Origin of the sequence: Klebsiella planticola ATCC 33531 (assembly GCF_000735435.1) — a bacterium.
Classification (GTDB): domain Bacteria; phylum Pseudomonadota; class Gammaproteobacteria; order Enterobacterales; family Enterobacteriaceae; genus Klebsiella; species Klebsiella planticola.
Window position 1 is genome coordinate 36,493 of sequence record NZ_JMPP01000070.1, and the last position, 26,372, is coordinate 62,864.

24 protein-coding genes are annotated in these 26,372 nt (G+C 53.1%); all 24 read right to left on the reverse strand.

Going from position 1 to position 26,372, the window contains the following annotated elements:
* Positions 1-35: 35 nt before the first annotated feature.
* The 24 genes from traI to GRPL_RS28395 all read right to left on the reverse strand — a co-directional run bounded on the left by traI (position 36) and on the right by GRPL_RS28395 (position 26,351).
* A complete protein-coding gene (gene traI / locus GRPL_RS00350; protein ID WP_032700804.1) occupies positions 36-5,297 on the reverse strand; it encodes a conjugative transfer relaxase/helicase TraI in 5,262 nt (1,753 codons plus the stop codon).
* Positions 5,297-7,627, reverse strand: coding sequence for a type IV conjugative transfer system coupling protein TraD (gene traD, locus GRPL_RS00345; RefSeq protein WP_032700862.1), 2,331 nt, complete (start codon positions 7,625-7,627; stop codon positions 5,297-5,299). Before traD ends, traI begins: the two co-directional genes overlap by 1 nt.
* Before the next feature lie 193 nt (positions 7,628-7,820).
* Positions 7,821-8,552, reverse strand: a complete 732-nt coding sequence (gene traT / locus GRPL_RS00340; RefSeq protein ID WP_032700805.1) for a conjugal transfer complement resistance protein TraT — start codon at positions 8,550-8,552, stop codon at positions 7,821-7,823.
* 184 nt (positions 8,553-8,736) lie between these two features.
* On the reverse strand, positions 8,737-9,282 hold the full coding sequence (traS, locus tag GRPL_RS00335) for a conjugal transfer entry exclusion protein TraS (RefSeq protein WP_032700863.1): 546 nt from the start codon (positions 9,280-9,282) through the stop codon (positions 8,737-8,739).
* Positions 9,283-9,295: 13 nt separating this feature from the next.
* Complete coding sequence (gene traG, locus GRPL_RS00330; RefSeq protein ID WP_032700806.1) at positions 9,296-12,145, reverse strand: conjugal transfer mating-pair stabilization protein TraG; 2,850 nt, start codon at positions 12,143-12,145, stop codon at positions 9,296-9,298.
* Positions 12,145-13,515 (reverse strand): conjugal transfer pilus assembly protein TraH, encoded by a 1,371-nt coding sequence (traH, locus tag GRPL_RS00325; protein WP_032700807.1) that lies wholly within the window; start codon positions 13,513-13,515, stop codon positions 12,145-12,147. Before traH ends, traG begins: the two co-directional genes overlap by 1 nt.
* Positions 13,502-13,930 carry a conjugal transfer protein TrbF gene (locus tag GRPL_RS0126165; protein ID WP_032700808.1) on the reverse strand — a complete coding sequence of 143 codons (429 nt, stop codon included), beginning with the start codon at positions 13,928-13,930 and terminating at the stop codon, positions 13,502-13,504. Before GRPL_RS0126165 ends, traH begins: the two co-directional genes overlap by 14 nt.
* Positions 13,923-14,489, reverse strand: coding sequence for a type-F conjugative transfer system pilin assembly thiol-disulfide isomerase TrbB (gene trbB, locus GRPL_RS00320; RefSeq protein WP_032700809.1), 567 nt, complete (start codon positions 14,487-14,489; stop codon positions 13,923-13,925). Before trbB ends, GRPL_RS0126165 begins: the two co-directional genes overlap by 8 nt.
* Entirely contained in the window at positions 14,464-14,700 is a 237-nt protein-coding gene (gene traQ, locus GRPL_RS00315; protein WP_032700810.1) for a type-F conjugative transfer system pilin chaperone TraQ, read from the reverse strand. The genes trbB and traQ overlap by 26 nt, the downstream gene beginning before the upstream one ends.
* Positions 14,701-14,710: 10 nt before the next feature.
* On the reverse strand, positions 14,711-15,469 hold the full coding sequence (gene traF, locus GRPL_RS00310) for a type-F conjugative transfer system pilin assembly protein TraF (protein ID WP_032700811.1): 759 nt from the start codon (positions 15,467-15,469) through the stop codon (positions 14,711-14,713).
* A 22-nt stretch (positions 15,470-15,491) separates the two neighbouring features.
* Positions 15,492-15,818 carry a hypothetical protein gene (locus GRPL_RS00305; RefSeq protein ID WP_032700812.1) on the reverse strand — a complete coding sequence of 109 codons (327 nt, stop codon included), beginning with the start codon at positions 15,816-15,818 and terminating at the stop codon, positions 15,492-15,494.
* Between the two features lie 225 nt (positions 15,819-16,043).
* Positions 16,044-16,280 carry a conjugal transfer protein TrbE gene (trbE, locus tag GRPL_RS0126175; protein ID WP_032700814.1) on the reverse strand — a complete coding sequence of 79 codons (237 nt, stop codon included), beginning with the start codon at positions 16,278-16,280 and terminating at the stop codon, positions 16,044-16,046.
* Positions 16,270-16,650, reverse strand: coding sequence for a hypothetical protein (locus tag GRPL_RS00300; RefSeq protein WP_032700815.1), 381 nt, complete (start codon positions 16,648-16,650; stop codon positions 16,270-16,272). Before GRPL_RS00300 ends, trbE begins: the two co-directional genes overlap by 11 nt.
* 15 nt (positions 16,651-16,665) lie before the next feature.
* Positions 16,666-18,621: a type-F conjugative transfer system mating-pair stabilization protein TraN gene (gene traN / locus GRPL_RS00295; RefSeq protein WP_032700816.1), complete on the reverse strand. Its 1,956-nt coding sequence runs from the start codon at positions 18,619-18,621 to the stop codon at positions 16,666-16,668.
* Positions 18,621-19,250, reverse strand: coding sequence for a type-F conjugative transfer system pilin assembly protein TrbC (gene trbC / locus GRPL_RS00290; protein WP_032700817.1), 630 nt, complete (start codon positions 19,248-19,250; stop codon positions 18,621-18,623). Before trbC ends, traN begins: the two co-directional genes overlap by 1 nt.
* Positions 19,251-19,262: 12 nt before the next feature.
* Positions 19,263-20,222: a conjugal transfer pilus assembly protein TraU gene (traU, locus tag GRPL_RS00285; RefSeq protein ID WP_032700864.1), complete on the reverse strand. Its 960-nt coding sequence runs from the start codon at positions 20,220-20,222 to the stop codon at positions 19,263-19,265.
* A gap of 40 nt (positions 20,223-20,262) precedes the next feature.
* Entirely contained in the window at positions 20,263-20,892 is a 630-nt protein-coding gene (gene traW / locus GRPL_RS00280; protein ID WP_032700818.1) for a type-F conjugative transfer system protein TraW, read from the reverse strand.
* A complete protein-coding gene (gene trbI, locus GRPL_RS00275) occupies positions 20,889-21,281 on the reverse strand; it encodes a type-F conjugative transfer system protein TrbI (protein ID WP_032700819.1) in 393 nt (130 codons plus the stop codon). The genes traW and trbI overlap by 4 nt, the downstream gene beginning before the upstream one ends.
* Positions 21,281-23,920: a type IV secretion system protein TraC gene (traC, locus tag GRPL_RS00270; protein WP_032700820.1), complete on the reverse strand. Its 2,640-nt coding sequence runs from the start codon at positions 23,918-23,920 to the stop codon at positions 21,281-21,283. The genes trbI and traC overlap by 1 nt, the downstream gene beginning before the upstream one ends.
* Positions 23,921-23,999: 79 nt before the next feature.
* Positions 24,000-24,389: a hypothetical protein gene (locus GRPL_RS00265; RefSeq protein WP_032700821.1), complete on the reverse strand. Its 390-nt coding sequence runs from the start codon at positions 24,387-24,389 to the stop codon at positions 24,000-24,002.
* Positions 24,390-24,402: 13 nt separating this feature from the next.
* Positions 24,403-24,771 (reverse strand): hypothetical protein, encoded by a 369-nt coding sequence (locus tag GRPL_RS00260; RefSeq protein ID WP_032700822.1) that lies wholly within the window; start codon positions 24,769-24,771, stop codon positions 24,403-24,405.
* Entirely contained in the window at positions 24,768-25,172 is a 405-nt protein-coding gene (locus tag GRPL_RS28140) for a hypothetical protein (RefSeq protein ID WP_032700823.1), read from the reverse strand. The genes GRPL_RS00260 and GRPL_RS28140 overlap by 4 nt, the downstream gene beginning before the upstream one ends.
* Positions 25,169-25,390, reverse strand: a complete 222-nt coding sequence (locus tag GRPL_RS0126180) for a hypothetical protein (RefSeq protein WP_032700824.1) — start codon at positions 25,388-25,390, stop codon at positions 25,169-25,171. The genes GRPL_RS28140 and GRPL_RS0126180 overlap by 4 nt, the downstream gene beginning before the upstream one ends.
* Before the next feature lie 481 nt (positions 25,391-25,871).
* Positions 25,872-26,351 (reverse strand): hypothetical protein, encoded by a 480-nt coding sequence (locus tag GRPL_RS28395; RefSeq protein ID WP_227538792.1) that lies wholly within the window; start codon positions 26,349-26,351, stop codon positions 25,872-25,874.
* Positions 26,352-26,372 lie beyond the last annotated feature (21 nt).

Consider the following 26,372-nt stretch of genomic DNA (forward strand, 5'->3'; position numbering starts at 1 on the left):
GGGAAGGATGCCGGGGCAGACAAGCCGCAGGCGCGTCAGTCGCCCCCGAGCGTTTTCTCACGATTGAGATCACGAACCATATCGCGCTCCATCTGCTGCAGGCGCTCCCGCTGAAGGCTCTCCTGAGCCACCTGCTGAACGGCCGCTTCCTGTTTCCGGGTCTGTGGATCGTCGGGCAGGGTCATCTTCTCTTCACCCGGTTTTTCGCGCTCCAGACCGCGAATTACGTCTCCGATGACCTCTTTTACCCGGTCTTCAGATTCGCCGGCTTTACGCCCGTCCCCGGCCACTTCCCGGGCAGTCTGTTCCGCCTGTTTCTCCATATTCTGACGCTGCGCCTCTTCCGCGGCCCGCTGTGCCAGCACTTCTGGCGGAAGCGGAATGTCAGTTCCTGCCGCCTCCGGTGAAACTACCGGTATCGGATCTGCCCAGACGCGTCCGCCGGTGATGGCGCCCGGATTCCAGGGGCGGTCATCGCCAGCAAGGCGCACTACCACGCCGCTGTCAGGGTTATCGCGGGCGACCCTGACGCCCTCTCCCATATTCCCGGCCAGCAGGCTCTCGCCGTTCCGGCTCCCCTGCAGCGCCACAAAGCGGGCATCTTCATTGCCCATCACCCGTCCCTCGCCCCCCATCACCTGCAGGCGGCCGTCGCTGTCCGTCAGCGAACTGAGCCAGATCCCGGCTTCTTTCCCGTTCTTGTCATACACCGGCAGCGCCACGTGGGGCTGCGGATACTGTTTTCCGGGCGAAATGAATTTTCCGGGCGATATCCCCTTCGCAAGGCCGGACTGCTGCAGCGCCGCGCGGCCTGCCGCGGTTTCATTCATCGGTCGCGCACGGCTGAACAGCTGCTCCGCAGTGTGTACCGCCCGGTCATTACGCGGCGCAAGAATATCGTGCGCCGTCGCTTTCGAGGGCGAGGCATTAATTGCTTTTATCCAGCCCTCCCGGCTGTCGGTATAGACCTGAACATGCTGTTTCATACGCGATAACCCGACATAGGCGGATTCGAAGCTGGCCATCGCTTTTCGGCCCTCCGCCACGCCCTCCAGCGCGATGGCAAACGGTTCACTGGCCCCCTGGGCCCCGTGAGCGGTAATGGCATACGCCAGATCGATATGGCGTTGCGCCTCGTCGGCCTTCGGGTTCAGTGTTCGGGTGTTTTTGCCGTCTGATAACGTGACACTGTCACTGGAAATGGATTTTACCTCCCACACACTGTTGGCCACATATCCCCGTTCCGGATCACTCTTGCTGAAACGCATCCGGTCACCCTGAGACACCGTAATCTCTTCCCGGCGGTAGAGTGTGACGCCCTCAGCAGACGCCTCACGGGGAGAGATAAGCCGCTCTTTCCCGTCACCATCCATCAGGGTAATAAGCTGATTTTCCTTATCCACCCCTCCGATACGGTGGTAGGTATTGTCCACCAGGGCGACAGCCCCCTGATGAGCCACCCAGGTGGACAGTTTCCGCAACTCACCGTCGCGAATATTGCTCGTCACGAACACCGGCAGGGTGATGTCTTCTTTGCCGGCTTCGCCGCTCGCCACCCTCTCATCATGGATCAGGCTGTTCAGCGCCCGGCGGTCGGCATTCAGGTGAGTGATAATCAACGACTGCGCCTGCGCCTCCGGGGTACGGCCGGTATAGTCTCTCACCAGGGCGTCATACAGCGTAGCGGGCTGACCTGCCGGCACGCTTTCGCCTTTCTTCAGTGCCTCCTGAATCGCCTTCTCCTGTGCCGGCGTAAACTCCATCACCGACTGCGCCGGTACCCACGCATCCGCCTTTCGCGGCACCTGCTCTGGAGTGACCTTTTCAATCGTTGCCAGCGCACTGTTGATATCCCGGTCAATCAGGCTGTAGACAGCTGGTCGCAGCTCAGGCACCTGGCGCACAATTTCTTTCATGATGGACACATCAGCAGCGCTGCGTTGCTGCATCAGCCTGAATGGCTGGCCCGGCGCGATGGACTGCAGCTGGTCGGTATCCCCGCTGAGTACCGCCCGCCCTCCACCGGCAGCGATCAGCGACAGGGCCTTTGCCGTGTCGGCCAGCCCCACCATCGAGCTCTCGTCGAGCAGAAACAGCGTGTTGCTGAAATCCGGTGTCTGCCCGTTACGTGCCAGCAGTTGCGTGTCATGCAGGAATGACGCTGTGGTCTGCGCATCCACGCCGGCGCTCTGCATTTCGCCTACCGCGCGATGGGTTGGCCCCAGGCCGACGACGCGCGGGCGGGTCTCTTCCGGCAGCAGGTTGATAGCGCTTGTCACCGCCCGGAACTGGGTGGTTTTCCCCACCCCCGCATAGCCCTGAACCAGTGTGAAGCGATCCGGGGTTTCCAGTATCATCCGGGTTGACGCGCGCTGACCGGATGTCAGGTCGGCCAGGATGTCGGCAGGGACACGGTTCATCAGGGGCGCGACCGCCTCCTTTCCTTCCAGCACCCGGGTCAGGATGCTTTTCTCAGCATCCCAGGTCTGACGGGAAATCAGCAGGTCGTTGCCGTGGCCCGGAGCCACCGGCACATGCAGCAAAGTACCTGCCTTAATCTGCGCCTGAATGGTCTTATCGATATCCGCCATCGGGACCTGACCGCCGCCGGTCTCGAGCGCGGTGGCCAGCAGCTGTGGACGCGTGAAGGTCAGGTCGTCGCTTTCCAGCAAGGGGACAGAAAGATGGATGACCTGCTCTGCCGGGGTATGCAGCCCGGCCTTCTGCTGTGCGATGGCCGCATCGAGCGTTGACTCACCAGAACGGGCCTTCAGCTGCTCCGACACCACGCTGAAGGCAGTATGGCGCGCCAGCTTCTCCGTCGTCCGGGAAGCATCCTGCGCGGAGTAAAGACGGACATGGCTCCCGCTTTGTGCCAGCTGGTTCAGCGTGGCGTTATCCAGCTCCCGCTGCGTCACCGAGGCAAAGACGGTCGCCGTCTCGCTGACTGAGCGGCCGGGGCTCTCCACCCAGCCGTGTCCGACCTTGATACCGTCGAACGGACTGCTGCCGACAGAAAGCGACTGGGTGGTTTTCTGCCCGGGGCGCTGTACCGTCAGTTGCCCGTCCCCGGATTTGAGCACGGTGATGCTCTCACCTCCCTTCAGCCGTGTATCGGGGATTTTTCCCAGCACGGCCAGACGCTCCCCTTCCGCCACCGGCAGTTTATCGGCCCGGAACAGCGTCCACTGGCTGTCTACGGCGGAAACTTTCATATCCAGGCGTTCCCCCTCTTTGTCCTTCAGGGTCAGCATGTTGCTGCTGGCGGTCACCCGGTCAATGACAAAGCGGTCATGCTTCCGGGTCTCCGGGTCCCACCGCTCCATCACCATCCCTTCGCGGTAATAATCCCGCACGCCCCGGCTTTTACTGTCCAGCCACACCGGCGCCAGCGCGGTGACCGTCATCTCCTTCTCTCCGAGCACACCTTCATTTTTGAGGGTGTCGCGGATAACGCTGTTGAGCACATTCTGTTCACGCGTCCCGCTGATTTGCGCCACGCTTTCCTGTCCCTCACGCACGCTGGCGGCAAACTCTTGCGCCAGCCGGCCGTAGCGTGCCCCTTTGTCCGGCTCACTGATGATGTCTGCCGTCACCTGATGCCCCCCCTGCCAGCGATAGGTATTGACGCCGCTGTCCTTCAGAACCGTCAGCGCACTCCCCGTCCCGCTGCGTTTGCCGCTGTCAGAAAGCAGAACCTGAACGTTATGACGCATCGCGCCGTCGAGCAGGGAAATCGTCTCTTTCAGGCTCAGCTTCTCCGCCTGGTCAACGATAAGCGTCCCCCCAGGGATAAACGCGGTCCCGTCCTGCAGGGCGGATTTACCGGTCACCGTCTCCCCGGCCAGCCGCGCATCCCCGGCGAGAAAGTCCCGGGAGCGGTTATCAGCAGCAAGAATATGTACGTCGCGTCCCTGCTCCCGGGCCATGAGGGTCAGCTCGGCCACCCGCTCCCGCTGACCTGCCGCGCCACCCTGCCCGGAGACAATCCCCATCGCCGGCCGGTCCTGCGCCAGCACGCTAACCGCATCGCTGAAGGGGACCTGACGGACAACAGACGCATCCGGCGTGACAGAGACGTGGTTCTGGCGCTGAACTTCCTGGCTCAGCGCTTTCACGGAGAGCTCATCCAGCACGTGGATATTCGAGGTGAAGAGACCTTTTTCCCGGTCAAGAGGAATAAGCTGCTCGCGCTCGATCGCCGCATCGATACCCGCTCTGGCCTGCTCAAACACACCGGGTTTTGCTTCCAGCTGGCTGACTGTGCGGGCCAGCAGGTCGGCGTAGGTGAACTGCACCTTCCGGTCGCTGAGACCGGCAATGGCTTTCGTGACCACGTCGCTGATATCAGGGCCGTCCGTTTTCACCGGACTGACAGGCGCACTGGCGAGCTCTGCTGCGCGCTTATCGGCATCCTCGCGGTAGCTGCGCATATCAAACCCGGTCTCCTTCATCGTGTTCATCCATTCCACCATCTTCTCGGCCGGGTCGATGGCTGCTTTGGATTTGCGGGTATCGAGGGCGGCCACATCCCGTGACTTCAGAGAAGCGTCAGGACCCGCAGCCTCCCTGACCTCCTGAGTGCGTGTGGAAAACGGCTCGACCGGAACCTCGTTCATCTCCCACATGCCGTGTTTGCCCACGACTTCGGTTTTGTAGCCAAGTATCTCAACGAGAGGTTTGAGCTCCTCCCGGTAGATTTTCCCGAAGGCTATCTGGTTCGCGTACACATTCTCGATAAAGCCCGTTTTCCCGACTGTATCAGTGCCAAGAGACTGCCACTTGTCCCCGTTCTGCGTCGCATTCATGACGACGGCGTGAGTGTGCAACTGGGGCTCCTCGTTACGGTTCGTGTCGTGGGTGAATTTCGCCACAATAAGGTTACCGGTCAGCACAGTTTCGCTTTTTCCATCGGTCATCACGCGGGTGGCGGCCAGCGTTTCCACCTGCTGTAGCGCTTTTGTCACCGCCTGGTTATGGGCGTCAATAAGTCTTTTGTCTCCCCCCAGCATCGCCATCACTGAGACACTTTTGGGCGCCGAAAAGGTCAGATCGTAACCCGGGCGGTGCTTGTTGGTGCCGTCCTGCATCCGGGTCAGGTCGCTGCCGTCCGGCAGCTTTCCTTTCAGAATCTCTGTGAACACGGCCTTGTCGACCGGCTTCCCTTCCAGACCCAGTGCCTCAGCCCCTTTTCCCTGCCAGCGCTCATCCATGCTGCCGATAACGTAATAGTTATCCTTGTCCGTATAGTAGTTACCGGCGCTGCCCGCCGATTTTACGGAGCCAATCGACATCATCAGAAGTTCCCTCCGATCTCAATATCATCCTGCTCATCGCGGCGGTGGCTGTGATTGATATTGACCTCCTCGCGTCGCTGCATATCCCGCTGTGTCTGTTCACCGGCCAGCCAGGCGTCATAGGCATCCATATCTTCAATCACACCGTCGTCGTTCATCCCGGCCGGCAGCCTGTCCTGGCCCTGCTCTGTAGGCTGTTGCGCCAGTTCCTGCTCCGTCCCGCCTGCAGGCACAGTCGTTGCGCTGGTTGTGGATGCTGCGGTGGTAGCAACTGCAGCCGTGCCCGTTGCTGTCGCAGACCTGGGCCGGATTAACGGAACGGTCACCACTTTCGTGACCGGTGCCGCAGGCTCAGGAGTTTCAGGTGATTGACCGGTCTCATCGGCAGCCGGCGTTTTGGCTGTTGCCGGTGCTTTGACTGTCGCAGGCGATTCGATGCTTTCCGCAGGCTGACTTTGCTCAGGAGTATTCCCGACTTTTACGTCTTTCTCAGCTGGATCAGGCGCCGGTGCATCCGGCGTAAACAGCGCCCTTGCAAGACTGCCTTCGGCTTCCCGGGCTTCCAGCAGGGCACTGAGTCGTGTATCCACCCGCGTATCGAGAGAGCGCTGAATAAATCCCTCGGCAATTTTCGGACGTGGTTTGTACTTCAGGGCCAGCTTCACGGCCGGATACGGCCCGGGCAGCGTGACATAGCAGGACAGGTCCGGGAGTGTCTGAATATCCGAGTAGCTGACCAGCGTTTCACGCTCTTTTTCTTTCCCGGTCGACACCCCGTCACGTACCGGGTCAGCCCCGTAGGAATACTGTTCGCTGGCCTTGAGGATTTCTTTCTCACCAATTTCACCGGCAGCAAACTCGGCAATCTCTTTACTCGGGGAGCGGAAGAAGGCCCGGGTGTTCATCACGTCAAAGAGCGTGGCGGCAGGCTTAACACCGTAGATATCTTCCAGCTGGGCATAAGACTGAATACCAAAGACATAACAGCCACCAAACTTACGGGCTTCCGGAAGGATTTCGACCAGGTCAGGTAATTTGTGCAGCGTGGGCAATTCATCAGCGAAAATCCACACGCGCCGGTTACGGTTCTCCCCCATAGCCAGAAGGCCACGAATGGCAATCGACAGCCACATCGAGATAACCGGCTTCAGGGAGGCATGGGTGTCAGCATTGGAGGAAATAAACAGCCAGCCATTGGGCTGGTCTTCACGGACACCCCGCATCCAGTCCCGGATGGTGAACGGCTCGCCGTTCTTCTCAATACCCTGCAGATAGCGAATGGCTTTGACGTAGTTGGTCAGCACCGCACGGATACTGATGGCGGTTTTCTCAATCTTCTCTTCCACCAGGTTCGCCGCCGGCGTGTTCTGCAGATAGGCGCGCAGCTTGTCGATTTTGATGGAGAGCATCGTATCAACCAGCTTCTCGTAGCTGCGGTCCTTGTCCTCACGCATCAGATAGGCGCCTTCAGCAAAGATGGTGCGACCAGAGCCCTGCCAGAACGGGTCCTCTTTGGTCCCCATCGGAATAAGGGTATTAGAGATGTTGTCGAAGTCAGGCAGCGACAGACACTCTTTCCACAAATCCCAGGCGGCACAGCGCGAATCCAGCGGGTTGAGGATTTTATCCAGCGACGGGTCGTAATAGCTTTTGACAAACTCACAGGAGCGGTCGTAAATAATCGCCATGTCCCCCCTGGCCCGAACGTAATTCAGCAGCCGGCGGATGACCTCGGATTTACCGGAACCGACGGTACCGTGGAGACAGAAGTTCTGAATTTCGGAGTTAAGCAATATCGGTAAGTCACCGATTTTAATGTCGGAGGCCATACCGTCACGCTTCATCTGGCGGGCCACTTCTTTGGGCTTATCGGAAAGCTGGCGCCCGCCGGTATTCTCATCCTCGCTCTGCTGTTTACCCTGACGGCCCAGCACCCAGCTGGCGACAAAGAACGTCACGATACAGATGACGAGAGAAACCACGGCAGCGAGCACAAAACTGGTCCACAGCTGCTCCCCACACCAGATGGTGTATTTATCGGCCAGGATTTGTTCCGCATTATATTCCAGTGATCTGCCGTAGTAATTAATCGTATAGACCGGCTGGGAGCGAATGATATCGCGCATGGGTGCCAGGGTGGTACACCACCAGTACACGCAGCCATTCACAAAGGTCTGCCAGCTGAGCCGGTACATCAGCATCAGTCCACACAAAACCCAGAAAATAATAAACAGCACATAGAATATAATATTGGCAATCTGGCCAAACATGCGAAAGCGCATATTGGCAATCTGACCACCCTGGGTCATATCCTTGGCATTAAAACTCATAATCATTGCCCTTAAATACAAAGCGAAGAAATGTTCCGGCAGCAGCCGGCAACGCCTCGCAGGCGCACAAATAAATTGCGCACCTGTTCACCGTTCTGGAGGGTTAAACCTGATACAAAATGAATGAAAGCTGACTGGCAGGAAGACGTTCTGTCAGTATGGCCCGGAGTGTCCGGGCCCGGGAATGATTAAACTACAGAATATTAGCGACGGATTTTGCCAGCTGGTCTTCAAGAACCGGCTGGGCTTCCGGGAATTTCAGATTCACTTTATTGGCGTTAGAGACAACACGTGTCTGGTATTTATGCTGATTACCGGTTTCAGTGCTGGTCTGCACTTTAGCCCCGGAGGTCCCTTGTCGTAATACCGCGACGTTATCCGTCTGCACCTGCGTTTTCGCGCGCTCTGAAATCTGCACGTCGGTGATCATCGTGTAGTTCACGTCTTCCACCATTGCGTCAGCCGCCATACCGACCAGACCTGCCGCCAGGCCGACACCGAGAGTCGCGCCTGCTGAACTGGAGTTATAGGCGGTGATCCCCGCACCCAGTGCGGCCGCGGTTGCTGCACCTTCATAACCCCGACTTAACCAGCCCTGGGTTTCACGAAGATCCATCTTGTCGGCCTTCAGGACATTCGCCTGTATCCAGTAGCCCGCCGTATCAGGATTGCTGACTACCTGATAGCCCTTAGCAGTGACCGCACTGGTAATTTTAGACTGGAGCCCGCTCATGTCTTTATCGGAGGTATTTTTTATTTGCAGATAAACTGTCTTATTATTTGACGGTTCAAGCCAGATTGTTTCGCTCATCTGGGTTTTGACTTCCAGATTACGCTTTTTAATTGCGGTCCCCATTGCACTACAACCCGAAAGTACCAGTGCTGAACTGACGACCATCACAGCCATGACTTTATTAAGTTTCATCCTGAATCCTTGTGACATAATCAATATGAATGATACACGCGCTCTTTTATTCAAAGGCGCGCGTTTACTATAACGAAATTTTAAGGGAAAGGTGTAAATTAATTACAATTTGAACAATCAATAATAATACAAAGAAACTCTTAGCCTATTAACAAACTACCATAATTAATAGGCCAGAAGGCCTTCATTTGGCACCAGAACTTTTGAATGATTCAAGTAAAGATGTAAGCGCCGTTAACTGATAACGATTGAGGTCAACATTCATATAAATCATAAAGCCAAATGATGAAAGGATAAATATGACAGTCGAATAAATAGCCCCGAACACAGGGAAAGTGAATAATACAATCAATATAGCATATCCGACCAAGTAGGTTGAGCTATAACGTCTGGCTTTGTTGACAAGAAGTCGACACAGTGCTGAGTCATCCCGAAATCTCTTGGGTATTGACAGGTACAGAGCTCTGGTATTAGCAATACCAATCATGATAAACAAACCAGCAACCATCGCAATAATTACTGATGCTGCTACCCCTATATTTGCTGCATCTGGAAGATCTAAAAACAAGAACTTATAGCCGTACAGTATCAACGGCCATGTTACCATCCACGCCATAGCAGCGAGTCCGGGCCAAAAGCATTGCCACATAGATGGGATTTCTGCACCACCATCATGGAACAATTCTTTTAATTGTTCCACTTCCTGTAAAATTTGCTTATTAGTTATCATTGTCCAGGTCCATTCACGGTAATTTTTCATCCATCTTTTTTGTTGCTTCCTCTGCTTTCTGCTTAAACCTCTCAGTCGTATGGCTTAAAGGGTTATTTACCTGACTGTCTGTTTCCTTATTATATCGCTCGGTAAAATTATTTCCCTCTGTTTTATGATGACTTTCCAGATCGGTCTGCTGTTTCTTGACCTCACCACCCTGCTGCTGTATCTCCTGGCGACTTTCTTGGTGTGCCTGTTTGTTTTGAGAGACCATCGTACCCACCGTCTGACCCACATTATCCTTAATGCCGGCGTCGTGCGTCATTCCATCAATACTGCCGCTGTGCTGGCTATAATCGGCCTCTACGGAAGCCGCGCCTCCGCCTCCTGACACATTAGGCATTCCTTGACCAATACTTCCTCTCGCCTCCTGATAAGAGCCATCAACTTTAGGCTCTACCTGTGCTTTAACAAATTCACGGGCCAGCGATTCTCGTTGTGCTGCCACTTCCGGCGAACTGGTATTTGTGAGGATAGCTTCCGCGTTTTGCGGAGAGCGCTGTTGGACAAAGTTTGCAAACTGCTGCGTCAGATTCTCACTCATCTGCCCGCTCATGCTTTCGGTACGTGACGCCATTTCACTGAATTCATGGCTACGTGTACGGCTGTTTGTATATTGGTCATAGCTGTTTTTCGCACTGGAAAGTGACGCAGAGAACTGGTCCACGCGGGAGCTAGCATTATTATCTGTTGTATTACCTGAAGTGCTGGTTTTATGGCTGGTAATATAATCAGACCCTTCTTTAAAATCTTTTGCCGCCTGACTACTGGTATCGTGTCGGGTATCTACTGAATGTCGACCAGATTGCCCAACAGTATCTGTTGAACCCGTACTCCCGGTGCCGCTTGCAGCAACTTTCACCCCGCCTTCAACACTAGCGCCAGTTAACAGTTTCCCAAATTTTCCGGCAAGTTGATCTCCTGAGCTCCATTTCGCCCCACCGTAAGCCTCACCCGTTATTGAGCCTCTTGATGTTTCATCCATCAGGTTCTGGAATGACTGTTCATTACTGATGTTGTTGGCTTTTGCATTTGAAACAACCGCGTTCCACATTTTACTCTTAGCCATCGTGTCTTGTGACGACTCAGTATTATCGGCCCCGGTGGTGGTTGACGCGCTGGTCCCCATATTTGTGCCAAACTGCTTCAGGCTGTTCCAGGCGCTCGTTACGCTGCTGTTATAGCCCTGCAGTGAGCTTTGCGCCTGCACGTCCGACTCTCTTGCCATCTGCTGCTGTGCACTGGCTATCTGCCGGCCAACATTAATGTCCACGGGCAGTTTTGACATCGCTCCACTGCTGTCCCAGACCATCGACCCATCCCGAGTCTGCGTACCCATGCCACCGTTCCCCAGTTGCCGGGACATCTGCCCAAAGGCTGTGTTGCTGTTGGTGTTCCAGCTGTTTCCGCTGACATTATCCGTCTGCATATTTGAGAACGAGTAATTCCCGTCAACCACGCTGGAAGAGGCCTGCGACGTCGAGCTGAGGCCTGACGAAGCAAAATGGCTGTACGCGCTGGAGAAGCCCGCTCCCATGCTTTTGATCATCGCCCAGGTTAACGGAGGGATCATCATGGAGATGTAGCCCGCGGTCGTGGCAATATCTGAGTTCTTCAGTTGGAGCTGAGAGAGCTCGGACAACACCACTGGTACGCCATTCTGTTTTGCATAATAAGCCATCGCACTGTTCAAAATGGCATACAGCAGGGGCCATGACTGCAGCCACATCAGGGCATAAATGTACCCTTTCAGCACCTGCATCGTCATCATGTTGAACATGGCGGCCATCACCATGATTGGAAACAGACCAATCATAATTCCCATCACTACCGTCTGCATCATCGGCAGGGAGCGTAACGCCTGGTGTCCCATAGTCGCCTGGGCCAGGCGCTGCTTTTCCAGCGAAGAGGTGTTAGCAATGTTGACCAGGCTGGCCGTATCCCCGCTGCGGGCCGCATAGCTCTGTATACCGCTGCGAAGGGCATTCATGGTGACGTTCTGACGGATAATCTGTCCCGCACTCTGCCCGGAGCTGTAGAAGTAGTTATAGGAATCACCGATCATCTGGCTGAACAGTACGTCCGGATTAGGTTTTCCACCAAACAGTTGACGAACGTAGTAGCTCCAGGTTTTCCCGCCAGTCTGGGTATCCAGCGCCAGAGCTGCCTTCAAATCCCGTGAGGCTTCCTGGCAGGTCCTGAACTGATTGTTTTTATCAAACACCCCGCGCAGCGGGCTGGGATTTGAAAAAATAATGGTGTACGGATCTGGGGAGTTCAGTAGTTCTTCAAACGAGTATTTATGGTTCAGGAAAATATCGCCCATCACGCAGTTCTGCACATAGTCGGAGAACAGAGTGGTAATCTCCGGGTTCTGAGAGATAAAGTCGGTACTTTTTGCCACCAGATTACTGCCAAACAACATCCCCGTCTTGCTGTATGTCACGCTGTCGGGCAGCGAGAAAATCATCTCATAGCCCTGTATCAGGGCGTTCCCGACACGCGTGGTGAGTGACGCGGGAATAGCCAGACCTATCGGGACGTTGTCGACCTGATAGACCTGAGAGACATTGCTGTAATCGATAATCTGCACAGGTTTACGAATGACGACTAGCATCGAGACCAGCGTCAGGGCAAACACCCAACCAACCAAATCCATGATGTTATGCTTTTTCACCCAACTGCTGGCGACAATCAGCACGGAAAAGGCGATACACATTTTCTCGATGGAAGACCAGGTACCGGTACTCATAAAAGCAGCAATGGCATTCAGGTTTCCCCGAAACCAGTCGCCGCCGGCTATCGTGTAGATTTCCAGCATCAGAGGCTTCCTCCGAAGTGATAGTTATTCTGGTAGCGGGTCATCATGCGGGCAGAGACCTGCTGACGCATGTAACTCATCTGCCGGTCAACAACCAGTAACGCGTCCTGCTGGACCTGAACACGTTGCTGGAAGGCGGCAATCTGCACACTGGCCTGGTTCAGGTTTTCGAGGATCATATCCATTGTCGACTGGGGATAATTCCCGGTTGCGACCATTGCGCGGGCCTGCTGGATCAGCTCCTGGATGTACTGCAGCAGAATGTCGTAGCCGATATAATCCGTCAGCTGGTAGATAAGCGTGTTAGATACTCCCAGCATCTGCGGGTCGACCAGGTATTTGAATACCGGGATGGTGGTGCTGGAGATAAACCCTTTCTCCTGCTCCGTGAGTTTTTCATCCGCCACAGCCTTATTCTGGATACTACTCAGAAGGGTGGAGATCTGGTTCTTGAGCGCCTTGTTTGCAGCGATGGTGACCGTGGCGTCGGCGACAACCTTGAGGCACTTATCCGAATCATTGCAGTGGTAAATCCTGGCTGTCCCGCCCTCCATCATTGCCTTAATCAGGTCCTGGTCCGTAGTGCGTGCCGGCAGCGGCGTAATTTCACTGTTTTCGCCAAAAATAAGCGTGCCGGTCAGTGTCATCACAAACTCTTTCAATTCCTTGTTGCCATCAAAGAGGCGATTTTTTGACAGGGCATTCCACATGACATTGATGTTCTTCATGACCCGCTCCTTGTCCTTGTCGCTGGCTTTGTCCTGTACCTTGTCCATCTGCCCGCCCACCGAACAGCCCTGCCGAGAAGCAGCCCAGTCCGAGAAGATGTTGCTCTCGCCGGCGATGTCCTGGCAGACTTTCTGCTGCGCCACCTGAGTGCGAGGAAACAGACCGCCCACAATGCCCTGTGCGGCCTGGCAGGAACTGAGGTTCATGCTGTTGATGTCGCTGGCCATCTTCTGCAGAAAATCTTTCGCGGTTTTAATCTCAGGAACAGTCGTCTGCAGTGCCAGATCAAAAAAGTAACCAACGGAATTACTCATAATTTGTTTGCCGAATCGCTGTATCTGCTCGCTGTTGATAAAGGAGAACGAGCCCAGATACGCATCGATACCACCGCAGCCAGCGTTAATATCCGGCAGGGTCATGCTGACCAGTTGGATGGTTTTCACCTGCGTCCTTGCATACAGCGAACCGCCGGAAGCGTAACCTGCCGCCTGCCCCTGCCAGACTTGTGGCTGAGACGTATTGGAGGCAAACCCGAGCTTATTGAAGAAGTTGTTCATGTCGCCGTTAACATCTGCGGCCGCCGTAAATGACATCCCCAGCAACATCCCGCAAAGCACTGATAATGGTTTACGAATGAGCATGAGGCCCTCCTTCTTTCATTTTATTTTTCCGTCCGTGGACGCGGTTTAAATATCGCTGGAAGCTTTTTTCAAAGGCATACTCAAACCAGAAAGCCAGTTCAGCCATCAGTACTCCCAGCAAAGCCGTTGCCAGACAACCAATGGAAAGTGAAAAAAGAATAAAGGGCACGAAATACATCAGGGCATTCAAAATATCCATTACGTTCTTTGCCGTCCCCAGTTTTTCCGGCGGGGTTAACAGGTCAGACAATAAACCGAAATACGCATGGCTTCCCCACCACAGGCACAATCCGGAAAAACCAAACATAAAAGCGAGACAATAATAAACATCGAATCTCTTTTGCCGTGATAGCTTCAGGCGTTTATTTCTTTCCAGTACGGGTAACGAAGAATATATTTTGTTGAGACTATCCATTATCAGGTGCCCCCATCATCTGAAATACCGTATCCATTCTGGCCATAAACCCCTGCGCATCGGTGGCGCCCTGCAGAATCGGATAGGCCGCCAGCGTATTCACATTCACCAGAAACGTGGTCGGGGTAGCCACCGGGATATTCGGGAAAAAAGTCTGCATCACCTCGGGAGGTACCGGCAGGGCTTCAGGGAACGCCTCGTCCCCCTGTCCGTCGATCGTATAAGAGAACACCGAGAATCCGTATTGTCCGGACAACTGCTTCAGCACCGGGTCAAACTTATGGCAGTACGGGCAGTGCCCCTGCATAAACAACACCACTTTCCAGTCGCTGAGATTGACCTGTTTGCCGTTGCTGAGCCGGTACCAGCGGGCCTGAGAGACCGGCTTCACGGCGGCGGGCATGCCAGAAGATGAAGCCGGCGCCGTGCCTGTTATACCCTGTGGGTCCCAGAGGGATTTTACTTCATCGAGCGTCCCGGCCCAGGTCACGGGAGAAAGTGTCAGCAGCAAAGCAGCTGTTGTGATACCCGTCTTAATTGTCTTCAGGTTGCTTTTCACGGGCCTTCTCCTGTTTTTCAGCTTCAGCAATCAGGGCATTCAGAATTCGGTATCCACCAAATATCACCATCCCCAGTCCCAGGATCTCTCCGACCTGAACCGCCATCTCAGGCTGTTTTCTGACGAGCCGGGCTATCAGGTGGAAAAACACGCCAACCGCCAGCACCCACATTCCCGTAATATCCAAATCGGGGAATCGAATCTTTCGCATGACATACTCCTTAAAAATTGGGTTTAAAGTCGCTGGAGACATAGAGGAACTGTTTCGCCAGGTCGTCCTGACTGATAAAGCCGTAACTGAGGGGTTTCACCTGACCGCTTTTCGGGTTGACCAGCATCATCGCGGGGAAGAACTTCACACCAAGCTGTTGCGCCTGCCCCTGGTCCGTCCGGCTGTCGGGCAGCATGGGGTTGATGACGCCATCGACCGAGACCGGTATCACGCTCAGTCCGTAGGTCTCACGGAAGTTTTTGATGACCTGGACCAGCTGGCCATCGATCGCCTCCCGTCCGCGGTAGAAGAACATCACGCCATAGTGCTGCGCCAGACCGGAGATGGCTTTACGCTGTTCGGCGTAGTCGGCAGCCAGCTGATTCTTCACCGTGCCGTTGTAGTGGCTGTACTGCAGGTTGTAATCGAGCTCCGGGTTTTCCAGCATGGCCTTCTTCGCGCTCATCGAGAACAGGCCAGCCTGCTGCGTCCAGTAGTTCTGCAGCCGAAAATACTTCACGAAATTATCAGATGAGGGGTAAAGAATAGCCTCGTAAAGCGAGCGCTTTGTGGCCGCCTGCAGCTGCGCCAGCTTCTCCAGGATGTCCTGCTTTGCCGGTGGTGGCGGTGGCGTGGCTCGCGTCTCCGGGTCCGGGTCCGGTCTTTTCAGCTTCTCGTTGTACCACTGCCAGCCCGCATCTTTCGCCCAGGCCGGCATCAGGGTGCAACAAAGGCACCCCGCCAGTATGGCGGCATGTAGTTTTCCCATAATGAATACCTTTATGACTTAATTAATTCGGCTGGCGCGAAATATGTTGATAAACGCTGTATTTATCGAGGCTGACTGTTTTCGTTTCCGGGTCAGTGCGTCCCTGAAACTGGAAACCGTGGCAGTAGAGTGTCAGATTATTCATTGCTAATGCCGTACGCTCGCCGTTCCTGATAACCCACGCAGCCTGCGAGCTCCTGTCACACTGAATACCCCAGGCCCGGTTGGTGGCCAGAAACGCATTAATCTGTTTATCACGCCACAAGCTGTAAGACATGACGCTGACCAGAAAAACGACAAACACAGCGACAAACGTCATAACCAGACCGTACGCTTTTTTCTCTTCCATGAATTCTCCTGTTTTATTTGCTGAGGAATAAAGCGCCTCTCTCTCAGGGTAAAAGCCGTCTGGCTATAATATTGAGCAAAATAATAAAGAAAAGAGATGGGACAATAACGAAAGAATTATCACCCGTAAACAACCTGGCTATGGTGGTCATCAACAGTACAATCACGATAATTAACCCCGCAATTCTGTACCGAACCTTTAGTTTTCCAGACCAAGATTTCTTTTTCATTTCACACCATTTTCTTTTTTTAACAGCCTCTCAAAGGCCGAAAAAAACAGATAAAGCAAAAACCAGATAAACCCTGTAACAAGAATAAAAATGACACTCGCAATATAATCACTGGCCGTTGTCCCGATAACCGCATCCCAGGAAAAGTAAACCACGGGGAAAATAATAACGGCTGTCAGCAGCAACCTTACACAGAAGTCCACGCCAGGATGTTTAGCAAAGCTAACTATCACTTTTATCCTCCTTACCGGCATCGGCCTTTTCATCACCGAACCCCGTGATGAGGACGTAGATGACAACAGAAGCGGCACCAAATCCGGCAGCCGCGGACAAGTTGTGCGCGGTAAACAACGTGACCAGCATGGCGACGGTAACCTGTGTGACCAGCGCGCCCAGGAAAAACATCAGTGCCCCGCGTGTCATGGCCAGCATAGCCATCAGCAGCGGAGTCGCCAGGATAATAATAAAGAGTACGACGGGTTTTAACGTCGGCATCGCGCCGGTGCTCAGCCACGACATCGCACTTAATGTGATAAAGACCAGGATAAACGGGTATAGCACTTTCACTTTACTGTACTTATTAAAAAGGCCATGTGTTTTCATGTTTGCTTTCCTTTTTTATTTGGATGATGACTGCGTGAGAAGTTCTTTAATTCGCTGTTTTGTTTTCTCTGTCAGTTCCGCATTATCCGGGATTTTTTGGTTATTCATTAAATCCTCCATAAAGTTCGCAAAGTCCAGCCGGTTAAAGTTAATGCCCTGGAGTTCAGCCATCGTGATCCCCCGGCAGTTCGGGCTGCTGGCACCCCCGAAACTAATATGCAGCTGTCCGTTGCGGCCCTGCTCCTGAACGATCTGAGCCAGCTTTGAGTCAAACTGACAGTAACTGCGCTTCTTCTCCAGGCAGATCCCCAGCACCTTCTTCGAACAAAACTCCCCGATACTGACCGTCAGCTTGTTCGTTTTGGCTTTGGCCAGCGCTTTCTCTTCGCTGCTACAGCGTGCCAGGCCAACGTCCTGCCCCCACCCGCTGTCTTTGCAGCAGTTACTGAATCCGGCCGCAAATTTTTTGCAGTACTTCGCCTTACCGGTGAACGCTTTCACATCAACGCCGTTCAGTTCTGCAACATCCTTCCCTGCCGCTGCCAGCGCCGCAAGCTCAGAAACCGCCTGTCCAAAGTCGTTGTTCGTTCCGCTGACCGCTTTATCGCACTCGCCATCGAGGCAGAACACATCGCCACCACAAACCATCTGTTTTCCGCTGGTCCGGGTTTCGCAGGAGAACGTGGCATACTCATGTAGACAGGTCCCGTCCTCCGCGCTGAATGCACACTGGCGTGATGACAACGTACAGGCCGCATTACTCATCAGTTTTTCACAGGAGCCGTTATCCGCAGGTTGAGTCAACCAGGTGTCTTTGTATTTCCAGCAGGCTTCCGTAAAGGCGTACTCTTTCCCGCCCAGGTTGAGGGTTTTCGTCCCGCCAGGGCTGATGCACTCTGATCCGGTCTTCGTGCCCTCGTCTTTACTGAACGGACAACTTTCAACCCAGACCAGCTCGGGTGCAAAAACCGTTTCTGTCTCCTCCATGACCAGTATGACCGTCACCTGGAGGGACTTAACATTCACTGACGGGAGGGTTTTGGAAGTTTTCAAAACCGCAAATGTCTGTCCGGCCACAACATTCCGATCCATGCTGAATGCCTGATGTATCTTCCCGGTACCATCGTAGTAATGGTCAGTACAGTGCGTATTCTGACCACCGGAGCACGTCGTTACCGTATTTGGCCAGGTCATCACGTCGATGGGGAATGTTTTATCAAAGAGGCTGAGTTTTTCGCTGACAGCACTCTTGCAGCTATCTTTTACTTTTCCTTCGCTGTCACACTCATAAATCCAGGGAACGGGCAGGGGTTCACCATCAACGGAAACACTTAACAGGCGACCTGTTGTCGGGATCGTCAGTTTTCCGTCCCATCGGTTGCTGTTCCGGGTGAAGGTTAGCGGGACGGCCTGCTGGTACGTGCGATTCACCTTTTGCGTCGTGGCGTTGTCTTTCAGCGTTGCCTCCCGCGTGCAGAAGTTTTCTACCTGCAAATCCCGCTCACATGTATGGTTCGTGAACTCACTGCGATTAACCACTTCTGCTGTACAGGCCTGACCGGTATTTCCCACGATCGAATCTGCTCTGGATTCGGTCTCTTTGGCCGCCTGAATGAACGGTGCGTCAGCTGATATGCTGTCCGGGGGACGGTTAGTAAATGACTCCGTGATGCTGTTCCCCACGTCACTGCTGGCCCATTCGGCTGCAGAGTCACTTTTCAGGTTACTGTCACCACTGGCAGAGACACCGCCGTAGTACTTCGTCTGCGCCGGTTTGCTGGTATATCCTGGTAGTGTGTCAGCACCGTTGAAGTTCTTCAGCGCGTCAGTTCCGCTTCCCTGTATCTGCTTCGCATAATCAGCGCCCGCTTTGTAATCGGACGTGCTGTCAGCACAGGCTGGAACGGTAAACCAGATAAATGTCCCGAGCACAAACATATGCAGCATCAGGAGCAGGGGGAGTGATCTCATCAGGCACCTCCCAGGAGTTTTCGGGCTGTCTCTGCACAATCCCCTTTATCAACGACCTTCTCCAGGGCCTGCTTCAGGCGGATATTGCCTTGTATGACGTCGAAACCGGCTTTGCAGCGCACAACCAGCGCGGGTACGCTGCGGATGTTGTACTGTGAATAGAGCGTAGGGTCGATTTGCACACCTTCGGTAATCCCCGCCTTAACCAGCCCCATCACCGCATCAGTGGTCGCTTTCATGTCGTTATTGACGAGCCCCCGGAGCGTAGCGGGAATACCGTAGCGGTGGGTTTCATGCAGCATCCGTTTCAACCCTTCATCTGGTATTGAGAAGGAGATGAAATACACAGCACCTTCCGTTGGTTTATCCCGGGTCGACTCCCGCTGCTGACTGGCCAGATTATCGATGAACTGCTGATCCGAGCGGGCCAGCGGGTTACGGCTGATTTGTGCTTCAAGCTCCTGCTGTAACGCCTTATCCGGATGCCGGCGCAACTGCTCACTGAAATCCTCCTGCTGTTTAAGCCACTTACGATCTGCCTCCATCGGATCTGACGAGACTGCGCCCGCTGCCGCGGCGAAAGTGCGGGTCAGTAACAGCATCACCGTCAGTATGTTCAGTAATTTCACAGTAGACTCCTTTCAGTAGACACAGTTACGTTTTCGCCACATCAGATACCCGAAGTTCTTTCGGGTCACCGGCGGGTTTTTCCCGGCTTCCCAGCGCATCACTGTCCTGCCGAGGGGGTGGCACTGCGCGCTGTCGGGATACATATTCACCATCTGGTACCGCCAGCGCTCCTTCGGAATAATCGGTGACGGGTACTCGTAACACACCGCGACATCGGCCCCCACGGTTTCCAGGATCTGCCCCTGACGGTGGAGCTTGTAGGCCATGCGTTCACTCAGCAGTACTGACGACTGGAGCGGGCTGGACTCGTTACTGACCCAGCCACTGAAGGGGTACATCGAGCCCTGAGAGCCGGCACACCAGAAGAGGATGTCCAGCGGTTTGTTGAATGCGCTGGCAATGGCATCGGCAGCACAGGCTCCCTGAGCGATCGGGTTCGCAAACAAAATGGCCTCGGGGTTCAGAATGGTGGTCAGGCTGCTGTCTACCCAGGTTGGATCAATTTCAGAGAGGTAGGCGATGTCCATATCTCCACCCTGCAGGCACCCAGCCGACGTGATAATGCTGAGCCAACTGGTCAGCGGATATTTGTACCAGTGCACGTGATAGAAGGCCCCGTTGACCTGCTTATCGTCCTTTTTCGCGGTTCCCATCCCGGTCTTCCCCAGGTTCAGGCTAAACCCGCCCATATTCACCATGCACCCCGGAGAGCGGCTGACATCCGTCATGGCCATTGGCTCCCAGTAACCGATCGCCATCCCAATACGGTAAAAAATGGGCGGAGGCATGGGGCAGGTTTGAATAGGGCTGCCCGGATTCACCGTATCCGGGCCGCCACCGGCCGCCACAGAGGCACTGCCGATAGACATCGGGAAAATGCATTGCCAGCACACATCGGAAATCGGGTTAACAAAGCGGCCTTCGCAGGACGGGTCGGCAAGAGCATTCAGACTTTGCACCCACAACAGCACGGCGGTGAAGAAAAGAAGTAAAGGTTTCACGTCAATATCCTTATTGATGAGCGGGGAACGTCTCGATGTTCAGCCGTTCGCCTGAGGGCGCCGGTGTGATCCTGGTGGGTACTGCCGTCAGGCCAAAGCGTTTGCTGAGCACACCGTTCTGGTCAAAGTAAATTCGGGCATCGAGCGCCACTGACGTATCCGGTACACTCCCTTTCACCAGAATAATTTTACTTATCAGGGTGTCGGGGACCTGCCGTTTCATCCAGGCGACCTGGTCCGGATCGTCACCGTCGATAAAGTACAGCGTCTGCATAAAGGGGACTGTTTTCAGCGGATTCAGTACGTCGCCTTTACGCGCGAACACCCGCCCGTTGTGATCTTTCAGGTCCTCAGTCAGCCGGATACTGGGGTCGAACCAGCGCTGCGCATACTTATCCGCTTTCCCTATCCCCTCAACCGGCGCCGGTCTCTGGCTGTGCTCTATCACGCGTCCCTTGAAAGCCTCCATTTCCTGGTCCCATTTCCCCGACTTTTGTAGCGCCTCGAGACGCTGAGTAATTAGCGTCAACATGTCCTGCTCCTGCACCGGCCATAGATCACCCCAGGTTCCCAGGTCAGCTGCCGGCACACGCGTTGAAATCAGGCAGAACGCCAACAAGGCAATACCGGTGTGTTTCATTCCCGCGCTCCCTTCATTCGGCTGGCAATGTCGGTCTGGATTTTCAGGGTCACATCGGGTGCGCCCTGAACCACGGCCGGTGAAACCAGGATCAGGACACCATTCTTTTTCTGATAGTCGGCCAGGCTCTGCTCCAGCGCTTCATTAAAGCGGTCTGAGAGCGCTTTTGACTGCGCCTCTGACAGCTGCTTCTGACTGACGCTGTCCATGAAGCTGTCCAGTGTTTTCTTCATATCAAAGGCGACCACACGAGGCGTGGTGTGGGTCAGCATAAGGTGCGTTATACCGACATTTATCGCCAGGACCAGGCTCACCAGGACGGTAAGGACCAGACTCCGGCGAAAAGTGAAGAACGTCGTTCTGGTCTGTTGTTCGGTGGTATTTCCCATCAGGCTGCACTCCTTATGTTGTCACGGGCGATCCGGGATTCCAGCTCTGCCATTTCTGCAGGAAAGTTGCGGGAGGCCAGTTCATACACCGCATCGTGAATGTTAACTCCCTCTCTTTTACGGCCTTTGATGTACTCAAAATCGCCGCCGCTCGAGGAGTACATTGCCCGGCTGAGTGGATCGACGAACAGACGGTGCCAGGAGGTGTGCGCTTCCACCTGCAGCATGAAGGAGGAAAACCACTGGTCCTTCGCGGAGCCAAAGCTGTTAATCATGTCCCGCTGCATCGGGGTAAACTGGTCAGGGTACAGCTGGTTGTATTTGGCAAACTCTTTTGCCGATTGCTTGAGAATGGCCTTGTAGGAAGAGTTCCCCCACGCGGCCCGCGCCGCACTGGAGGCCGTGGGCGAGTCAAAGTCCACGATATTCTGGGTGATAGTGATGTAAGAGCCGAGATGCCGGCGTGCTGTGCGGTATCCCTTTTCGATAAAGGTCCCGACTTTTTCATTTTTGAAATCCAGCAGTCGCCAGCCTTCATCAATGACGTTCAGTTTTTTCAGGCTGCGCGGCGACTGGTACATCCGGTTCTCGATATAGATGATGAGCGAGAACATCACCGCAACCAGCAGAGACGGACGGGATTCAAGCCCACCGAGTTCGAGTACCACCATCCGGGCATCATCATGCAATGACGGCTCATCAGAGTTGAAGTAGTCACCGTAAATCCCGTTAACCGTGTACTGATCGAGCAGGATAATCATCTCGTCCAGGCGGCTGCGGATGGTCGGCGACTCGGCATATTCATGACTCTCTTTCGCGGTTTTGAGAAAATCGACCACATCATCGATACGGGCCTTATTGCGCTTACTCAGCCAGGCTGCCTGCACGGCCTGCAGCAGCAGACCTTCATGCACCTCATCCAGGTTTCCGTTGGGACTCGCCATTACGGACATCTGGTCGCGGATACGCTCTGCGGACAGGTCAAAATTGGCGTCATCGAGAATGTTGGCAAACGGGTTGAATTTCAGCGAGTCGCCGTCCAGGTAGACCCCGCCCATATTTTCACACAGCGACTTATAGCCATCCCCCATGTCGAACACCCAGGCAAATCCCCCGGAGTCGAGCACGCTACGGATCAACGGCTGGATAAGCCCCGTTTTACCCGCACCCGAGGTCCCGCAGACAGCCATGTTGAAATTGGTGTTATTCATCCCCTCATAGAACAGGTCGATGAATGCCAGCTGGTTGCGATAGGTGGGCGCCAGTAATCCGGCAGGTGCTAACGGACTGTCGGCAACAACCGGCAACAGATTAGCCACATTAAAGGTTTCTGCCCGCTTGACGACGCCTGCTGCCTGGAGCTCTTTGAACAGCCCCTCACCGGATTTGAAGGGCAGCATAGCCAGATAATTTCGAAGATGGTGGTAACGGGCAGGCAGCAGCTCAAAGCCTCCTTTCCGGTAGCTGTTCAGTATTTCCTGCTCGGTGGCCAGAGAGGCTTCCGCGTTGTCAGCCGTATAAGCGGTAATATTAAAAAAATAGGACACCAGAGAGGACTGATTGGTCGCCAGACGCTGGCGGATATCCCCCCACTCCTGGACCTCCTTCTCCACGGACGGGAAATACTTCGAATAGGAGGTTTTGCTTTTCTTCTCCAGGTCGAGATACTTCAGGTTTGCTTCATTCTGGGTTTTCACCTGATCTTCCACCATCAGGGTCAGCGTGATGACAAACGGGCAGGAGATTGACAGCTCCGGATTCAGCAGGTTGGCGTAGTTATCGGCACTGGTCCAGAGAAAGGCAATTTCAGGATCACGGGCCAAATGATAGCTGGTAACACGGGTCGTCTTTTCTTTCCCTTCACGGTCCAGCAGGCCAATTTTCAGGTGGTTTGCGGTGACCTGCATGTCGAAACTGTCTTCCACACACTGATAATTGAGGTCCTGATACGGGTCCAGCTTGTACGGTTTACGGTACATTTCACCCGGATCAGGGTTGACCTGCTCACGCACCATGTCGACCAGGCCCTGTGCATTCAGAACCCGAGTCGGGATCTGTGCTCCCTGCAGGGAGGCCCTGATGATTTTTATCTGGTTCTCCAGCTCAACGATTTGTGCTTTCGAGTTTTTCTTCCTGGGGACACAGCAGGAGATGAATACGCGGTAGTTACGCAGCGTCAGCGGTAAATCCATTCCGGGAGGAAGAGAAAACTGTGTTTCTGCCGCCCGGAGATAGTAGGCCCGGGTGATGGCATTAAATTTTTCAGCCTGTTTACCGCTCCAGCTGAATTCACGCAGGCCATACTCAATATCGTCCCCGACCAGCTTGCTCGACACCAGATTGATAGTCACCGGGACGTTACGGGGCAGTTTGGTTCTCAGCAGATTTTCCAGGGATGACACGATATGCGCGTTGGCACCGGGCAAAGGTCGGGCTTCAAACAGCCAGCCAACGGTTTTGGTATTGATAAACAGTCCGGTCGCCGAGTCATAATCCTTATAAGGAAGAACCCGACTGAACTGCGGGAAATTCATGCTCCCCAGCATGTCGTTGGCTTTAGCGGATTCGTCGGGTAGTTTTAGCGCAGAGACAAGCGAATTCACGGCCTGAGCGACAGTATCCATCAGGTTATTACTCATGCGAGCGTTCCTTAATGAGGGGTTAATTATCCATCTAAAAAATAAATCAAATCATCGCTGAAATATCAGGATCATCTATTTAATTACCGTAATAAAAGGTAAGCACAGGGATAAAAAATAGTAACAACATGGAGGTGCCGATTTGCCAGGCACAAATAACATTCCACAAAATCGCCCCTTGCCATAAACAAAAAATAAGGGTAATAACTAACGAGATCACATGAAAAGAAATAATACATAAAAAGAGTACCCCTGAGAGTTCCCCATCACTGACCTCAATCCTCAAGCAACAAAAATAAAAAGCCAACAAACCACAAATAATAAACACACCATCGTGACGGATACTCTGAAAAAACTCAGGAGTAAACTCCCCTGCCAGTCCATTGTATGTCAGTCTGGCGCCCAGATAGATGAACCAATAGACAGGTGGAATAAATAAAAATCCATATCTTTTTAAAAACACCATCATATCCATCCCCTTATCATTTGCTCATATCGTTCAGAGCGTTAAGTTGCTTTTCACGAACTGCGTTAAACTCTTCTTTATCCTTGCATTCTGAGGCCATTTTTTTTGCGTCACCAAAAGTTAATGACTCTGACGAACTGCCAGTGTTAGTTTGAAGAGCTATCCGTAACGCATCACCTGCACAAGGTGTGTCATGAATAATACTTTGCAGTTGTTCAGGAGTGGCGGACTGCATATCAAGAAACTCTTCATACTGCAAAAAAAGATATCCAGCTGTCGCAAAGAAAAGAAGAGTTGCAAAAAAAACATATTTCAGGTTAAGAAACTTCAATTCTTGCCTTTCTATTTTCTTGCAAAGAATAAATTTCAAAAAAATCTCTTTCATTTATTTTTATCCTTATACAATTCCCACTGGTGAATATACTCATCATACTGAAGCCTCGGCACATTAATGATGATACCGGCACAGTCCAGTTTATTAACCGGCGACGTAAAGGAACCTGTCTGGATGTTTACCTCCAGGAGCTGACAATCGTTTTTCCAGTGTCTCCCGGATTCCAGCTCATCCATCGAGAATGACTCACTGGTGAAGACGATAAGCATGGCTAACGAAACCACTGCCATAAGCGCACTAAAGAAAAATAGATTAGCTCTGCAGACTCGCAGATTAAATTTATCACGGATAACAAACATGGCCAGCGCACCGACAACACCGATAACAAAAAAAAGAATGCACAGCACGTTAAGCCAGGTAATATTACTACCCTCAAGATAAAAGGCTCTCATTGTCCGCCTCCTTTCAGTGTTTCCATCGCACTGCTCAAAGGTTCGCTGGTTTTGATTTCAATACACTCTCCGGTATTGTATCCCCCCCCACGCCCTCCCCTGGCTTCAATGTCTTTTAGCATTTTCAGGCATACATCAGTATTGGGCATGGGTGTAATGGTCCAGCTGCTGTGGACACCAGGATTTATAATCATCACCAGAAAAATAACGGCATGCATATTTAATCCTTTTTTAAAGACAGGTTATAAGCGGCTATAGCTCTGCCGTATTTGTTCTTCTCTGCATTAACAAGAGTCACGCCACATTTAAGACGATTTATGTTTTTTTCGAATGGCTAACGTACTTTGTTTCGCAAACTATCCTGATACGCCGAGGTAGCCTGGTTATATTTTTTGGTACTCACGTTCGTGACAACCCCCTCGCAATCAAGGCGGTTCATTTCACCATGAAAGAACCCAGCCGGGATATTTACTTCTTTTAATACACACGTTGCCTTCCAGTATCTCCCTGACTTAATCAGACTCTCCACATCAGGTTGACTGTTTTTGAGAATGAAAGAGAAAAGCATTATTGCACTGACTAAAACCCCACTCACTATAAACAATTTGTCACTTCCCATAACCGCCTCTTATTCCATTTAAAATCGCATTTACGTAGAGATATAGACATCGAATTTTATGCAACATCAACGCTGGATATTTAATTCATCACATTGTTTTTATCATTCTCATAAGATTGCCATTCCAGGATATAGCGATTATATGTTCGGGTCCGTACATTAATGATAACGCCGGCACAATCCAGTTTATTGACCGGTTCTGAAAATATCCCCGTCTGAATGTTTACTTCCATCAGTTTGCATTCTGTTTTCCAGTACCTTCCCGCTTCCAGCTCCCTATTTGACACAGTGACAAACATGACAACCCCTGTTCCGACGATACCCGCTATTGCGGCCAGCGCGCTCCCCAGAAAAATTTTTATGATGCCAGAATGAATATGATGCTTCTTCGGGAGAGCAAAGATTGCTGCGCAAGCTATACAGGATACTGACGCAGCAAGGATACCTGCTGTAACGAAGAGAGCTAAAAATCCCCCCGCTAACCATCCCAGATTGACGCCATAAAAATATAGCTGTAACCCCCGAAGAATTAACCCGACATGCTGAGTTATTTCAGTCATTCCCCCATCCTCTAAACACGC

Excerpts from the sequence above, each read along its gene's own strand:
- traI (WP_032700804.1), bottom strand. The coding sequence starts at position 5,297 with ATGATGTCGATTGGCTCCGTAAAATCGGCGGGCAGCGCCGGTAACTAC.
- traD (WP_032700862.1), bottom strand. The coding sequence starts at position 7,627 with ATGAGTTTTAATGCCAAGGATATGACCCAGGGTGGTCAGATTGCCAAT.
- traT (WP_032700805.1), bottom strand. The coding sequence starts at position 8,552 with ATGAAACTTAATAAAGTCATGGCTGTGATGGTCGTCAGTTCAGCACTG.
- traS (WP_032700863.1), bottom strand. The coding sequence starts at position 9,282 with ATGATAACTAATAAGCAAATTTTACAGGAAGTGGAACAATTAAAAGAA.
- traG (WP_032700806.1), bottom strand. The coding sequence starts at position 12,145 with ATGCTGGAAATCTACACGATAGCCGGCGGCGACTGGTTTCGGGGAAAC.
- traH (WP_032700807.1), bottom strand. The coding sequence starts at position 13,515 with ATGCTCATTCGTAAACCATTATCAGTGCTTTGCGGGATGTTGCTGGGG.
- GRPL_RS0126165 (WP_032700808.1), bottom strand. The coding sequence starts at position 13,930 with ATGGATAGTCTCAACAAAATATATTCTTCGTTACCCGTACTGGAAAGA.
- traQ (WP_032700810.1), bottom strand. The coding sequence starts at position 14,700 with ATGCGAAAGATTCGATTCCCCGATTTGGATATTACGGGAATGTGGGTG.
- traF (WP_032700811.1), bottom strand. The coding sequence starts at position 15,469 with ATGGGAAAACTACATGCCGCCATACTGGCGGGGTGCCTTTGTTGCACC.
- GRPL_RS00305 (WP_032700812.1), bottom strand. The coding sequence starts at position 15,818 with ATGGAAGAGAAAAAAGCGTACGGTCTGGTTATGACGTTTGTCGCTGTG.
- GRPL_RS00300 (WP_032700815.1), bottom strand. The coding sequence starts at position 16,650 with ATGAAAACACATGGCCTTTTTAATAAGTACAGTAAAGTGAAAGTGCTA.
- traN (WP_032700816.1), bottom strand. The coding sequence starts at position 18,621 with ATGAGATCACTCCCCCTGCTCCTGATGCTGCATATGTTTGTGCTCGGG.
- traW (WP_032700818.1), bottom strand. The coding sequence starts at position 20,892 with ATGAAACACACCGGTATTGCCTTGTTGGCGTTCTGCCTGATTTCAACG.
- trbI (WP_032700819.1), bottom strand. The coding sequence starts at position 21,281 with ATGGGAAATACCACCGAACAACAGACCAGAACGACGTTCTTCACTTTT.
- traC (WP_032700820.1), bottom strand. The coding sequence starts at position 23,920 with ATGAGTAATAACCTGATGGATACTGTCGCTCAGGCCGTGAATTCGCTT.
- GRPL_RS00265 (WP_032700821.1), bottom strand. The coding sequence starts at position 24,389 with ATGATGGTGTTTTTAAAAAGATATGGATTTTTATTTATTCCACCTGTC.
- GRPL_RS00260 (WP_032700822.1), bottom strand. The coding sequence starts at position 24,771 with ATGAAAGAGATTTTTTTGAAATTTATTCTTTGCAAGAAAATAGAAAGG.
- GRPL_RS28140 (WP_032700823.1), bottom strand. The coding sequence starts at position 25,172 with ATGAGAGCCTTTTATCTTGAGGGTAGTAATATTACCTGGCTTAACGTG.
- GRPL_RS0126180 (WP_032700824.1), bottom strand. The coding sequence starts at position 25,390 with ATGCATGCCGTTATTTTTCTGGTGATGATTATAAATCCTGGTGTCCAC.
- GRPL_RS28395 (WP_227538792.1), bottom strand. The coding sequence starts at position 26,351 with ATGACTGAAATAACTCAGCATGTCGGGTTAATTCTTCGGGGGTTACAG.